The sequence below is a fragment of the Blautia sp. JLR.GB0024 genome, from assembly GCF_037000545.1.
Taxonomy (GTDB): domain Bacteria; phylum Bacillota; class Clostridia; order Lachnospirales; family Lachnospiraceae; genus Blautia; species Blautia celeris.
This window is the reverse complement of record NZ_JBANBF010000003.1, coordinates 210,045-223,895: the sequence shown is the minus strand read 5'-3', so window position 1 is coordinate 223,895 and position 13,851 is coordinate 210,045. Positions and strand designations below refer to the sequence as shown.

Sequence of the window (13,851 nt, the reverse complement as noted above, 5' to 3'; positions counted from 1 at the left end):
TTTTTTGAATCATTTTTTCGGATATCATGTCTTTATATAAGCACACCGGCATAGAAATGCAGGTATTCCCCTATGAAAAATTGCTTCACAATCGGGCGGATACCTGCTTTCTTTATTTTCAGCCACAGGCAGAGCGGTAATCCTGCTGTTACTCAGCCTTCCTGATTTTCTGTTCAAATGCTTCAACTGTATCTGCCCTGGCGGCGTATTTTACCCATTGTTTCAAAATTTCAGGATTCTTCTGCTTCATGATTTCAGACTGCAGTAGCTCAGGTACACTGCCCAGTTCAAAAAGCAGATCTAAAATAGTTTCTGTTATTCCTTCTACTTTTTTGGCTTCCAATTCATCTTTCATTAATTCTTCCAATGCTTCACACATGGCCTTTACCTCCTTGAATTTTTCCTGGTTAGCGCGGACAATTAGATTCATTACTGATTTATACAGGCTATTTTCTTTATGTTTTGCATACTGTTCGATTAAACGATTTACCATTTCTGGGTCTTCCAGATTATCGGTCAGATTTTTCAGCCATAAATTGTGATTTTCTGACAATTCCTTTGTCAGGATCAACTGTATGGGGATTTTATCTCCGATAATATAATAAATACCATCCTCAACTCTGGTGATCTGATACCCTATTTCATCCGTTAAATACCGTATCAAACTGCGGGGATAACGGTGGCATACGAAGGTTATGGTGATATCATGAATCTTAATACTGTCGGCCCTTGCCGTATCCGCCTTGTAAAAACAGGCATAGCCATAAACCTTATAGAAATCATCTATACTTAAATAATCGGTTGGACTCTTGTATTCTACGATATTATGCTTCCGAAAAATCCTTCCGATATTTTTTCGTATAGGAACTTCTGCCTCCTTTTTAACAATCAGTACGTCAATCTCCTTTGGCTTTGTCCCAAGCTGATGTTCATTTTCAAAAACCAGAAGTCCTGCTTCTTCTTCCAGCTCAATCTGAATATCAGCATAAAAGGCAGGATGCCATTGCAGTGCATGTGTTCTTGGTTTGTCCATGTAAATCCTCCTCCTTATTTAATTCATGTGTGCAGGAGGTTTTAAAGTTTCCGAAAAACCCCTGCTATAGTGTGAGAAAAGCATGAATTTTCCGAAAAGACAGGTCAAAGAATACAAACCTGCTGTAATGAAATGCTTACAGATATTTTGAATCCTGATCGGATACAAAACCAGATAAATGACTTAGAAAATTTGCTTTTCATTATTCTAACACATCGTTTAGCGGACCGCAACAGGATTTTGCCTTGTTTGTTCCTTATCTGCCGTCAGCAGGAAACGTTGTATCTTTCCTGCCTCTCTGTTATACTGATATTGTAAAAAATTAAGATGTTTATTTCTGATACAGGAGAATCCATATGAGAGATTTGATAGATCTGCACACACACTCAAACGCTTCTGACGGCACTTATACGCCGAAAGAGCTGATTGCGTATGCTCTGGAAAAGGAGCTGCGGGCCATTGCACTGACTGACCACGATACCATGGACGGGATAGAGGAGGCCATGGAGGCGGCAGAGGGAACTTTGCTGGAAGTGATTCCCGGGATTGAGCTGTCCACGACCTGGTGGGGGAAGGATGTGCACATTGTGGGGCTGGGGATTGACTGGAAGGACACACATTTCAGAAAAGAGCTGACTTACTTCCAGCAGTCAAGAGATGCCAGAAATATTAAAATGATAGAGCGGCTGAACGAACACGGTATGGATATCACATACGAGGCGATGAAGGAAGCATTTCCGGATAGTGTGTGGACCAGGGCACATTTTGCGAGATTTTTGTTTGAGCACGGATATGTGGGTTCTGTCAGTGAGGCTTTTGACAGATACCTGGGGGACCGAGCCTGCTGTTATGTGCCCAGGGAGAAGGTGACGCCGGCCCAGGCCATACGGCTCATACATGAAGGGGGCGGCAAGGCAGTCTTTGCCCATCCGGTGCTGTGCCGTTTTATAGACGACAGATTGATCCGGGCTGTGAAGGAGCTGAAAAAGGCCGGACTTGACGGGCTGGAAGCCATGTATTCCACGTACAAGCCTTTTGAGGAGAGAAACATGATAAGGCTTGCAAAAGAACTGTCTCTTTGCATTTCGGGAGGCAGTGATTTTCATGGTACGAACAAACCGCATATTGATCTGGGAAGCGGAATGGGGAATTTAAAAATCCCTTATTCCGTGTGGGAGAAAATAAAAGAAAGCTGACAGGTAACTGTTCAGTCAGGTCTGCGCATTTGCTGCGCTGACCGTGCAAAAGAGTAGTGGCGGCAGGTATTCGCCCCATCGCGAAGCGATTTTTAATGGGCGAATACCCGTAACGATTCAGCTGGCTGAATCGTTACGCTGACAGAACCGTACAGTCCCGTGACACTTCTACACTCTGTTGCAGAAAAGCTTTCAGAAAAAGACAGAATAATGGATTGACAATATTTTTTAATTCCTTTAAACTAGAGACGGTAGGAAAAATAGATGAGTCTGCTTCGGCAGACTCTTATTTCATGATATAGGAAACTTTGTCTCCTATATTCTGCCGGGGGAAATACATAAAGGAAAGGAAGTCTTATATGACAGAAACAAATGTACAAGAGAATAAAATGGGAGTCGTGCCGGTGCCGAAGCTTCTGTTTCAGATGTCTCTGCCCATGATATTGTCCATGCTGGTGCAGGCTTTATACAACGTGGTGGACAGTGTTTTCGTGGCACAGATCAATGAGAACGCGCTGACTGCCGTCTCTCTGGTCTTTCCGGTGCAGAGCCTTATGATCGCTATCGCAGTGGGTACCGGTGTGGGTGTCAATGCCGTGTTATCCAGAAGTCTGGGAGAAAAAGATTTCAGAACAGCGGATGAATCGGCGAAAAACGGTATCTTTCTGGCATTCATAAGCTGCGTGGTCTTCGCAGTGCTGGGAGTTGCTCTGGCAAAGCCATTTTTCCACATGCAGACCTCGGATGTGCAGATCCGGGAATACGGAATCCAGTATATGACCATTATTTCAGGCCTCTGCCTTGCTGTCTATATGCAGGTTATGTTTGAGCGTCTTCTGCAGTCCACAGGACGTACTTTTTACACTATGATATCCCAGGGACTGGGCGCTGTCATCAATATTATCTTTGACCCGATCTTAATCTTCGGCCTTCTCGGTTTTCCGAAGATGGGGGTTGCGGGAGCCGCGGCAGCAACAGTTTTAGGACAGTTCTGCGGTATGTTCCTGGCAATGTTCTTCAATGTGAAGTTTAACAAGGACATTCATATCAGTATGCGGCATTTCAGACCGTCAGGAAGAATTATCAAAGTGATCTATTCTGTAGGCGTGCCCTCCATTATCATGCAGGCGATCGGCTCTGTCATGACCTTTGGAATGAACAAGATCCTGATTCAGTTCACCACAACGGCAACTGCCGTATTCGGAGTATATTTCAAGCTGAACAGCTTTATCTTCATGCCTGTGTTCGGTCTGAACAACGGTATGGTTCCCATTGTTGCCTATAATTACGGGGCTGGGGACAAGAAGCGTATCACCCAGACGATCCATCTGAGCATTGCGTCAGCGGTGATCATCATGCTTTTGGGACTGGCGCTGTTCATGATCTTTCCGGCACAGCTGCTGGGTATGTTCAATGCCTCCAAGGATATGCTGGCGATCGGTGTGCCGGCTCTTCGGATCATCTGCTTAAGCTTCCTGTTCGCGGGATTCTGTATCATTGTGGGCTCCGTGTTCCAGGCTCTGGGAAATGGTGTCTACAGTCTGATCATATCCGTGACCAGACAGCTTCTGATCATTCTGCCGGCAGCCGCGATTCTGGCAAAGGTAGGAGGATTATCCGCTGTGTGGTGGTCCATACCCATTGCGGAGATTGCATCTGTATTGCTGAGTGCGTATTTCTATAAGAAGATTTACAGGGAGAAGATTGCTCCGCTTAGAGGAAGATAATAAAAAGGAACAGAGAACGGTTAAGGCTGCCGTTTTCTGTTCCTTTTTTGAGTGAATATTTGGGAAAATCAAGTTTCCAGCTTCTGTTCCAGGATATAGAAGGACAGCCGGAGGGTAAGCCGTTCCCTGCTGTCCTCGAAATCTATGCCGGCGATTTTCCGGATGCGTTCCAGACGGTAGAAGAGGGTGCTGCGGTGAATGTACAGCTCCTTTGCGGTCTGCAGAACATTGCGTTCCAGCTCCAGATAGACCTTGGCGGTATGGTACAGGTCTGTTTTGTTGTTATCGTCGTATTTTTTCAGGAGAAGCAGTTTTTCAGAGCAGAGAAGCTGGGGCGGGATTTCCTCCCTGCCTTTTTTCAGGAGATATTCCAGCAGGTAGTCGTCAAAACGGTAGCACCAGGTCATGCTGTCGCTTTTCCGGCCGAGATCCAGGGCTGCGCTGGCCTGGATGTATCCCTGAGGGACCAGCATGAAATCGCTGATCTCTGAGCTGGCACCCATTTTCAGGAGGCCTTCCCGCATGAGGATCGCAAGACTGCTGATGACCTCAGAGGAGGTATTATGGGCGTAAGACAGGTTGACCACCACAGCTATGCTGTTTTGGTAGAGGAACGCGTGTCCCGTGGGAATCTGCGTCTCAATATGCCCCAGAGTGGCGGCAGCGGACAGCATATTGATATCCCTCTGCTCTGTCTCCAGGCGCAGGCAGAGATAGCGGTCATTCTGCTTCCAGTGCAGGAAATAGAGGTAATTGAGGATTCGCTGCGGGTCCGTGATGGTGCCATCCAGGTATTCATTGAAAAAGCGGTCCATATCATTGCCCATGCTCAGATAAAAGAGACTTTTGTGTTTGATCGCCAGCTCTATGGACTGCCCCAGGTATTCAAGGGCAAGATAGTTGCCTTCCTGAATCTCACTCTGTATTTCATCCACGCAGATGCGGCCCTCATAGCGGCTTCCGTTCCAGAGATTCACATAGAGTATCCGGTAGCCCCGCTGTTCCGCGGAGAAAAGGTCGGGTGATTTTTTGCTGAGGGTATCCAGATATTCGGTGTCTGCCTTGAAGTCATGGATCAGGCTGAGAGGGACCATGCTGCGCCCCGTCCGTGAATCCCGCTCCCAGACGGTCATGCCCTGTACATATCTGGGACAGGAGAGAATATAAAAATCAGTGTCGTGGATGAACATGGGATTGCCGAAGAGCCCCAGGCTCGCCAGCAGCATTTCATCCAGGGGATGTTCACTGGCAAGGGCATACTGCAGGCGTCTGTCCCACTGTCTGTATTTGGCGAAAATTTCCTGTACCAGCTCAAAGGCATCCAGAAAGTCGGTGCCGCTTTTCAGCTCTATGACAGGACAGCTTGGATGGATACAGGAGATATCAATACGTCCCACAGCGATAAAATCAACATCCCGGTAATCGAGGAACGTCTGATCCACATCCGCACTTTGAAGCAGGTAAACATACCGGGAATACAGTTTTTTTCCCTTTTTGTAGAGGCGTATACCTTCCAGGCAGGGACGGTCATTCTGGGAATAGAAGGTGACATTCTGGTCATGCTCCGAGAAGGCGTCCGCCAGTATCTGCATGTTCAGCCGGAACAGGCGGTTTTTCTCCTCTGGATTGAAAGATAATTCTGTCAAAGCCGGATTCTCCTTTTACTTTTTGTATGGCAACAGTATAACATTTCCTGAAAAAGGGTGCAAAGTTTGCAATGATATATGGAAAAATAAGCGGAAGCGGGAAATGCTGTTTTCCCGTTTCCGCATTCTTGACTGCTTCGTCAGATATGATAGGTTTCCCTGTTGTAAGCTTCAATCTCGTCGGCGATGATCTCGTCTGTCTTGGGATAAATGGTACCGGCAAGGCCGTAGGTCATGCAGGGGATGAAGTGTCCGCCCGGTCCGTAAGTGCTGCAGGCCCTCCGGACATCTGCGCGTATTTCTTCCTCCGTGGCGTCCTCACGGTCTATGGTGGCGTCAATGCCTCCCATGAGAGTCATGCGGCCGTCAAGCTGCTTCTGCAGTTTTAAAATGTCATTTTCCGGCAGCACGCCCTGCCATACATCCACACCAATCTCTGCCATGTCCTCAACAATAGGTTCCAGGAAGGAATCTGCATGGTGCATGACCAGAACACCGTGGTCGTGCATATATCCGTAAATGCGTCGATAGTGCTCTTTGAAGAACTGCCTCCAGATGTCAGGCTGCATGAACAGGCTGGTCTTGGAACCCCAGTCATCGTGTGACAGGATGATATCCGGGTGCAGATTGTCAACCAGCAGTTTGGCATACCGGAAACGGTATTCCGCAATGGCGTCAACCAGCTCCTGCATGGATTCCGGCTCCAGAAGAAGATTCATCAGGGCATCCTCAAAGCCCATGAGAAAATGGCTCTGCTCAAAGATTCCGGTACCCATAAAGCCGAGAACCAGTTTTTCGCTGCGGTCCACCTGGGATGCGGCGCTGAGGGCGTCTTCCCATCCGTCGCTGCAGTTGGCGATCAGGTCAGGGACTTTTACGGATTCCTGCCACCGGGTCACATCCGGACACACTTTATTGGCTTCCGTGACATGGGGCATGGGGCCGGGAGCGTCTTCGGGGAAGAGAATCTCCGTTCCCCAGCGGTCCACGGAAGTTTTTCCACGTACACGGTTTCCTCTGGTGAATTTCTGCAGGGAATCATTCATGATCGGGACAAAGGGCTGATATTGATTGACCAGGCGGTCCGGTTTTCCGTCCTTTTTCAGGGTTTCCAGGAAATTTTCTTTTGGTGTCAGCATTTTGATTCCTCCAATTCTGCATATTTGATTCTGCTGTAGCGGTACAGTTCATCGGCAAGATTCACTGCACGGTCAGGCTTCTCATCCTTCAGACGGCAGGCAAAACGGCCGGTCATAGCCAGTTCATCTACTTTTCTGTGGATATCCGCGACAGCGTCCTCATCGCTCATATCCGCGGGTATGATATACAGTGTACACTGTGCCAGGTCTTTTCCGTATTCCTCCATGATGGCTGCCTTATCATTGGCGCTGTCCTGGCCCTCCCAGGCATCAAATCCAGCCTCAATAATGAGGGGCATCAGTGTTTTGATGCAGCCGCAGGAGTGCAGACAGATGTACATGCCCATATCGTGGGCGGCTTTGGTGATCTTCTTATACTGGGGAACAAACAGCTCTTCATAGGTAGACGGTGAGAAGAAGGTGCTGATCTGGGTTCCCATATCGTCGTGGAAGAGGATCATATCTGTGTGGTAGACATCATGGGCGATCTTGATCAGTTCAATGTGCCATTCAGCCAGCTTGTCATAGAAGGCAGTCAGCTCCTCCGGCTCTTCGATGAGGGCACAGAAGGCATCCTCAAAACTGATCAGGTCAGCAGTTCTTTCAAAAAATCCGTTTACTATGACAAAGTAGGAAAAGCGGTCACAGGCAATCCGTCCTTTATAATTCTCTTCGTAGTCTTTCTTCCAGTCTATGGCGGTCAAGTCAGGAAATTCCAGTTCTTCCCGCCATTTTGTAATGTCAGACAGCCTCCGGGTACCTGGTTTTACCATGGCTGCCTTTGTGTTCGGCTCGTATTCCCACTCAATGCCGAACCAGTCCGTGCCGCCGAAATTGCGGGCTTTTGCATCCGGCATAACAAGGGGCTGTATGGCATTGTTGTCAAGGGTCTGGTTTGGCACCCACAGAGGCATCCTGCCTTCCAGCATGCGGAGCATGTTTTCCTTTGGGGTGATGGGACGGTTGTATTTGGGAACTATGCTGTCCGGCGCGCCGTAAATGCCGGGCATGTTGTATTCACCGATGATCTCCAGTTCTTTTTCGTCAAATTTCATATTCTGATACCTCCTGTTATTTTCTGTTTCTTGCGGCAATCTCAGCGGAATACTGCTCCACTTTCTCTTTTGTCAGGCGGAAGCCGAAGAGAAGTAGGACAGCGGCCACAATGAGGGCTAGTGCAGGGATGACCATAAATGCCATGCAGATACCTTTTTTCAGCTCTACAGATGCCATAGCAGCGTCGATGCTCGGGTCAAAGGCAGCGAAGGCAAGGCAGGCGGAGATGATGATACCCCTTGTCATAACACCGACTTTTAAGGGGACATTCTGAAGTCCGCTGATCCACCCGGTAGCATTTTTTCCTGTTTTCCACTCAGAGTAGATAATGGTATCGGCATAGAGAGCCGGAGTACACGCGTAGGCAACTCCATATCCGAACTGTGCCGCTGACATAAGAACAATGACCAGGGTCACGTTGGAATAGATGAAATTGGCGGCGATCAGTATGACAGCCATGGCGAAAAAGGTGACGATGGTGGTGGATCTGGTCGAGATTTTCTTTGCCATATTTTTGGCAAAATAAGAACCGATCACGCACAAAATGTTGGAGATCAGGATATATCTTGCCAGAAGGTCCGCATTCTGTGCCACATAGGTGAAGTAATAGATGGCTACGCCGGAGCACACGAAATTGAACATCCATTTTGCCAGATCAGCCAGCAAAAGGGAGAGGAGGGGCGGATTCTGCAGAAGGGCCTTGATCAGGTCCATACCGCCTGTCTTGGTGGTGTCTTTTTTAGCTGCTGCGCTGTTTGCCGCTGCTTCTGCCTCCTCGTATCCGTCAAACATTTTAAAATGTGCGAAATAAAGCACTGCCATAATACATCCCAGTACAAAAGCGGTTGCGCCGTACTGGCTTTTTTCTCCGATCATGCCTGCAAAGAGAGCAGCCAGGGGAGGCCCCACATAGGAGAAGATCACCTTGGAAAAGTTAGCCCACGCAGCTCTTGTGGAGGCCAGATGCGCCCTGTCATCCGGTGTTTTTCCGGCTACCGCGATCATGGATACATTGGCCACATAGGGGAAGTTCCATACAACATGGCTGACAACAGCAGCCGCGATAATGATCGCTATGGAAAGAGGCCCGTCTCCGATCTTCAGAAACTGGAATGCATAGAGAAACGGTACCAGCCATGGCAGAAGAATCAGCCAGGAACGGTAGCGGCCCCATTTTTTCGGTTTGATACTGTTTAAGATGGCTCCATATATCCAGGACAGGCAGGCGTCTATGACGCTTGCGGTGGTGGTGATAAAGGAGACGGTTGCCAGTCCGAACTGTGCCAGATTTGTGAGGAAAAAGTTAAAGTAATAACTCTCCACATTGGTCATCAGGGTAAAGCCGCAGTCGCCGATGCCGTAGAACAGCTTCAGCGCCTTACTCAGTCCTTTCTTTTCGTTACTCATCTGAATTTCTCCCTTCCTTTTGGACAAAATGCGCACTTGCCCGTTCATACTTTTTGCTCACATACCGGTATGCAGTAATAAATTCATAACATCAGTATATAACAGGATTTCCGGTGCGTAAATCCGCACAGGGTTTCATTTGCCGAAAAAAGATTCCTACTTTTTGTAGCATAGGGTATGATCAATATGACGAAAGTTTTTTTCCGCTTTACAAACAAAAATGCACCTGTATATAATGAAGATATCATATGGTGTGCTGCAAAAGGAGGAAGGATTATGTATGAAGCACTGTATGCGTCTGTTCCCGATGCAGACGCCTATCTGGTACGGATTCAGCGAAAGCGCAGGGATGTGCTCACAAAGGAATACCTGGATGACCTGATCTACGGGCATCAGCTCCATGTGCCGTTTGAAAATCTGGATGTCTGGATGTTTCAAAAGGACATTCCGCTGGACATTGAAGCAATCTATGAAAAGGTGGTGACAAAGCACAGAGGCGGCTACTGTTTTGAACTGAATGCCCTGTTTACCGCTCTGTTAAAGGACCTGGGGTTCCATGCCAGCTCCTGTATGTGCCGGATCACCAGGAATAAGAATTATGTGCCGCTTGTGCTTCACAGGGGAATCATCGTGGAGCTGGATGGCATGAAGTATTTTTGCGACGTGGGCTACGGCGGTCCCATGCCCCCGGGAGCAGTCCCGGTGCAGGACGGAGCAGTGGCGGATATGAGGGGAGAGCGGTACTTTATGTATAAGGATGAAGTCCCCTGGTGGACCATGAAGAGAAGGACCGGCAGCGGAGAGATTGAGTCCATGCTGCAGTTCTATACCATGCCCCAGGAAGCTGTGGATTATATCCCCATGAATGAATACTGCTCCAAGAACGAAAATTCCGTGTTCCGTCAGAGGCTTTATCTGAATAAGAGGACAGAGCGTGGGAGTGTGTCGGTGATGGGAAATCGGTTTACGGAAGTGGAGAATGGGGTAGTGGTGCAGGAGATGGAGATTGGGGAGGAGGAGATGAAAGGGGTTTTGGAGAGGTATTTTGAGATTGTTGTATAGAGGTGGAATTATAACCGAAGGGCGAACCGCTCACATTTCCATGATCAAGACGGCATGTCCGGCAGAGGGTTGGCATGAGAAAGGCAGCAGGGAAGGAAAAGCCTGCTGCCATAAAAACGAAACACTAATTAAAGTCTAATGTCTGAAAAGTCAATCCACAGATCATCATAGATATTGACCTTTATTTTGTCCTGGAAAGTATAAGCTGTAGTTTCAAACTTTGTTTCTTCCAGGTAGTAAACATAGATTGATTTTTTTATAGGGTTTACAATCCAGTATTCCCGAACGCCTGCATTAGTGTACAGGTTCAGCTTTCGGATGTAGTCATGACTGGAATTACCAGGTGAAACAATCTCAATAATCCAATCAGGTGCGCCTGTACAACCCCGGTCTGTAAGTTTGTCACGGTCACAGATCACGCTTATATCCGGTTCAACGATAGTTTTTCTGTCCTCATGTAATTTGACAGCAAATGGAGCAGGATAGACCTTACAGAAACCGCCTTTTGATTTGAGATAATCCCGGATACTTCCTGAAAGCTCCATCAGTACTTCTTGATGCGCCCGGCTTGGTGCAGCTTGGTAATAGATTTGACCGTCAATCAACTCTGCACGGACATCCTCCGGCAAAGCGTAATAGTCGGCTTCTGTGTAAATCTGCTTCTGTGGTATTGCCATAGTAACACATCCTTTCCTGGTGGCTTATTGGTTAGTGGCTGATGTGGTTTCTTGTATCTCGGAGTTGTACTCGTTTATAAATACCTTCCCTGAATCTTTGGTTACTGTCTGAACAGTACAGTTAAGCATATTCGCTATTTTCACATAGTCATTATATGTGAATGTATCACGATATAATTTATTGCTTAAAATTTGAGATTTAACCCCCAACATTTCAGCAAGATTTTTAACGGAAATATCACGCTCAACCATGATTTGCTTTATAACTTTAGATGCTGACATAATCAAGTCTCCTCCTATGATGATTTTATAATAACAATATAACATAGAAAATAGCTTTTAACAAGAATATATAATCAAAAACAGTTATAAAATCATTTTAAAGGTTATTTTGAGTAAAATTCCCATACGACCTCGTTCGAGGAACAACCCCTCAGTAATCGTACTCTTGGGCGTTACCGAGCCAGATGTAATGCATATGAGATAGAGTACAGTGTTGATTAATTTATGTAAAATAGTGAATGCTTTTATTCAAGGCTTTTTATGATGAAATTAAAATCATAAAAAGCCTTGTTTTTGTATTCGGATTGATACTGTTTTATGTGTTAAAGTTCCATTTGGAAGTTACATTACCTATTCTTGGTTATTGAGATTACAGCCATCGGTTTTTAAGTTATCTTTTTTCTTACTCCACGAAAAATACAGCTAAAGTTGAAAATGTTTTTTAATTAAAATGTGGTTATTACGTTTAGCCTGTTAAAAACAACAGTTATGCAATAATTAAAAAATATGTTGGATTAAATGATAAAATTGTAAAAATTAAAGATTTAGAAGAGATAAAACTTATTGTTTACAATAGATTTTTTAATATCTCTTTATTTATTGTATAACAAACTTATTTAAATAAAGAGAGGAGGTACGGCTGTTGGAGGGAATTATTGTTTATTTCCAAAATAATTGGGTGGTATGGTTATTTGGAATTTTGAATATTTTAATTACTCTAACCTGTCGTCTCATGTTAAAAGCTGTAAGGCAGGAAAGGAATAGAAATGTAGCAATCATGCGTGGAACAAAAGCTCTTTTAAGAAGTCAGATATTGAATATGTATAATCATTATTATGAGGAAAAAGAATATTTTCCCATATATGCAAGAGAAAATGTCGAGGAGTTATATCGCTACTATAGCCTCTTGGGTGGGAATGGAACAATCACGGAATTGATTGAAAAAATGCGTGAACTGCCGACAGAAGGAGGTGTTTAGATGGATACATCAAAATTAATTGAGTATATAAATTTTGTTACTTGGGGGATGTGTTTGTGTATAGGGAGTGTATTAAAATCCTTATTTACGAAATTTCCAAATAGATTCATTCCATTGTCTATGCTAATTATAGGAATGTTGATAAACATAGCATTATATACCTATATTACACCTGAAATCCTGCTTGGCGGAATGGTATCCGGATTAGCAAGTACAGGGGCGTATGAAGTATTCAAAAACACAATTGAACAAAAAGAAAAATGATTTTTTGACAGTTTAGTTTACATTTAAGACTTTCGGTTCTACTTACCCCAATAAAAGGGGATGGACCGATTGGACACAATTAAAGAGTTACTGAAAAAATACAAAAAGGGGGATAAAGAAGCGTTGAATCAGATTATGATTCGAATGACACCTCTTGTGAAAAAATATGCAGGCAGAGTGCACTTTATGGAGAAAGAGGATTCCATGCAGGAATTTTATATTACTATATTGGAAACTATAAAATATCTGGATGAAAATAAAAGTGAAGGAGAATGTTTGGCGTATATGAAAAGAAGTGTTAAACACAAATTTGCAAAAATGTGCGATAAATACATTACAGATATAGAAATAATCTCCGAAGAGGAAATTTTTCAAACACTGGAAATAAGGGAAAATTACAGTACAGATACCCTCGTTCATATTGATTTTGAAAAATACATACAAAATATAGAAGAAAAAAGTAAGTTAAAAGGGAATATTCTTCGGGCATTTTGGTATGACAATAAGAGTGACGCAGAAATTGCTGATTCGTTAAAAGTCAGTAGACAATATGTCCATAGGGTAAAAAAGATACTGATTAAGGAATATCTGGAGGCATAGGGGAATTGCCCTATGCCTTTTAGTTCATTTAGAGCTGTTTTGGGACTCCAGAGCTAAAGAAACTTCTTTTTGATAGCGTACTGCAACATCACAAGTAAGATTGTTGTCAAATACAATTTTACGAACTTTTTTTTGTAGAGCCTTTACATGCTGGAGATTGATAATAATGGATTTGTGGCAATATATAAAATTGTTATTCAGCCGGGATTTGAGAAGTTTTAATGACTCGCCTGTTTCATAAATACTGTATTGGGTATGAATGGCGCTTTTGCGCGCACCCGGCACTATTTCTATGTAATATATATCGGATTGTTTTAAATATATTTTTTCTGTTTTAGTCTTCAAAATAAGAATTTCTTCTATAGGAAGTGACTTAGTATCTCTTTCATGTATATGTGTTAAAATATCCGCAATATTTTTCTTTATTTGTTCAGTTTCATCCTTAGGGATAAAGTCTGTAGCGGCCACTCTGTGTCGCAATACCATCATGCTCAATTCTGAATGCGATGTAATATAGATAATATAGCCATCAGGATCATATTGTCTGATTTTTTCTCCAAGATATATCCCCTCTTTTTTTCTATTGTCTCCCAGTTCTATATCAAGAAAATAAATTCCTTTTTGTTTGTCCTTACTCACTATAGTTAATATTTCGTCAGGATTATCTGTTGAACAAACTATTTTCATTTCGTATTCATGGAAAGAAAGATAATCCTGAATATAGTTTGTATAACTTTTAAGGAGGGTAGGTTCGTCTTCACAAATAAAAATTGGCAGCATACA

Annotated in this window: 14 protein-coding genes; 6 read left to right on the top strand and 8 right to left on the bottom strand. The window is 44.4% G+C overall.

What is annotated here, in order from left to right; translation table 11 throughout:
* Positions 1 to 148: 148 nt before the first annotated feature.
* Positions 149 to 1,033, bottom strand: a complete 885-nt coding sequence (locus tag V8Q34_RS09240; RefSeq protein ID WP_033141946.1) for a hypothetical protein — start codon at positions 1,031 to 1,033, stop codon at positions 149 to 151.
* Between the two features lie 356 nt (positions 1,034 to 1,389).
* Here V8Q34_RS09240 and V8Q34_RS09235 point away from each other — a divergent pair, with 356 nt between their 5' ends.
* Both V8Q34_RS09235 and V8Q34_RS09230 read left to right on the top strand, forming a co-directional pair.
* Complete coding sequence (locus V8Q34_RS09235) at positions 1,390 to 2,229, top strand: PHP domain-containing protein (RefSeq protein ID WP_103731295.1); 840 nt, start codon at positions 1,390 to 1,392, stop codon at positions 2,227 to 2,229.
* Between the two features lie 359 nt (positions 2,230 to 2,588).
* On the top strand, positions 2,589 to 3,956 hold the full coding sequence (locus V8Q34_RS09230; protein WP_335835286.1) for an MATE family efflux transporter: 1,368 nt from the start codon (positions 2,589 to 2,591) through the stop codon (positions 3,954 to 3,956).
* Between the two features lie 68 nt (positions 3,957 to 4,024).
* On the opposite strand, the gene V8Q34_RS09225 is transcribed toward V8Q34_RS09230, so the two are convergent.
* The 4 genes from V8Q34_RS09225 to V8Q34_RS09210 all read right to left on the bottom strand — a co-directional run bounded on the left by V8Q34_RS09225 (position 4,025) and on the right by V8Q34_RS09210 (position 9,204).
* The gene (locus V8Q34_RS09225; RefSeq protein WP_103732527.1) at positions 4,025 to 5,602 is read right to left on the bottom strand and encodes a PucR family transcriptional regulator; all 1,578 of its coding nucleotides are present in this window, start codon (positions 5,600 to 5,602) and stop codon (positions 4,025 to 4,027) included.
* Between the two features lie 140 nt (positions 5,603 to 5,742).
* Entirely contained in the window at positions 5,743 to 6,741 is a 999-nt protein-coding gene (locus V8Q34_RS09220) for a uroporphyrinogen decarboxylase family protein (protein WP_335835285.1), read from the bottom strand.
* Positions 6,735 to 7,796: a uroporphyrinogen decarboxylase family protein gene (locus V8Q34_RS09215; protein ID WP_033143305.1), complete on the bottom strand. Its 1,062-nt coding sequence runs from the start codon at positions 7,794 to 7,796 to the stop codon at positions 6,735 to 6,737. The genes V8Q34_RS09220 and V8Q34_RS09215 overlap by 7 nt, the downstream gene beginning before the upstream one ends.
* Positions 7,797 to 7,812: 16 nt before the next feature.
* A complete protein-coding gene (locus tag V8Q34_RS09210) occupies positions 7,813 to 9,204 on the bottom strand; it encodes an MFS transporter (protein ID WP_033143304.1) in 1,392 nt (463 codons plus the stop codon).
* 276 nt (positions 9,205 to 9,480) lie between these two features.
* Between V8Q34_RS09210 and V8Q34_RS09205 the strand changes: the two genes are divergently transcribed.
* On the top strand, positions 9,481 to 10,266 hold the full coding sequence (locus tag V8Q34_RS09205) for an arylamine N-acetyltransferase family protein (RefSeq protein WP_335835284.1): 786 nt from the start codon (positions 9,481 to 9,483) through the stop codon (positions 10,264 to 10,266).
* A gap of 128 nt (positions 10,267 to 10,394) precedes the next feature.
* On the opposite strand, the gene V8Q34_RS09200 is transcribed toward V8Q34_RS09205, so the two are convergent.
* Both V8Q34_RS09200 and V8Q34_RS09195 read right to left on the bottom strand, forming a co-directional pair.
* A complete protein-coding gene (locus tag V8Q34_RS09200; RefSeq protein ID WP_335835283.1) occupies positions 10,395 to 10,943 on the bottom strand; it encodes a Uma2 family endonuclease in 549 nt (182 codons plus the stop codon).
* A 24-nt stretch (positions 10,944 to 10,967) separates the two neighbouring features.
* Entirely contained in the window at positions 10,968 to 11,225 is a 258-nt protein-coding gene (locus tag V8Q34_RS09195) for a helix-turn-helix domain-containing protein (RefSeq protein ID WP_335835282.1), read from the bottom strand.
* Between the two features lie 643 nt (positions 11,226 to 11,868).
* Here V8Q34_RS09195 and V8Q34_RS09190 point away from each other — a divergent pair.
* The 3 genes from V8Q34_RS09190 to V8Q34_RS09180 all read left to right on the top strand — a co-directional run bounded on the left by V8Q34_RS09190 (position 11,869) and on the right by V8Q34_RS09180 (position 13,068).
* Positions 11,869 to 12,204 carry a hypothetical protein gene (locus tag V8Q34_RS09190; protein WP_335835281.1) on the top strand — a complete coding sequence of 112 codons (336 nt, stop codon included), beginning with the start codon at positions 11,869 to 11,871 and terminating at the stop codon, positions 12,202 to 12,204.
* On the top strand, positions 12,205 to 12,468 hold the full coding sequence (locus V8Q34_RS09185; RefSeq protein WP_335835280.1) for a phage holin family protein: 264 nt from the start codon (positions 12,205 to 12,207) through the stop codon (positions 12,466 to 12,468).
* A 69-nt stretch (positions 12,469 to 12,537) separates the two neighbouring features.
* Positions 12,538 to 13,068: an RNA polymerase sigma factor gene (locus V8Q34_RS09180; RefSeq protein WP_335835279.1), complete on the top strand. Its 531-nt coding sequence runs from the start codon at positions 12,538 to 12,540 to the stop codon at positions 13,066 to 13,068.
* A gap of 24 nt (positions 13,069 to 13,092) precedes the next feature.
* On the opposite strand, the gene V8Q34_RS09175 is transcribed toward V8Q34_RS09180, so the two are convergent.
* The gene (locus V8Q34_RS09175; RefSeq protein ID WP_335835278.1) at positions 13,093 to 13,848 is read right to left on the bottom strand and encodes a LytR/AlgR family response regulator transcription factor; all 756 of its coding nucleotides are present in this window, start codon (positions 13,846 to 13,848) and stop codon (positions 13,093 to 13,095) included.
* Positions 13,849 to 13,851 lie beyond the last annotated feature (3 nt).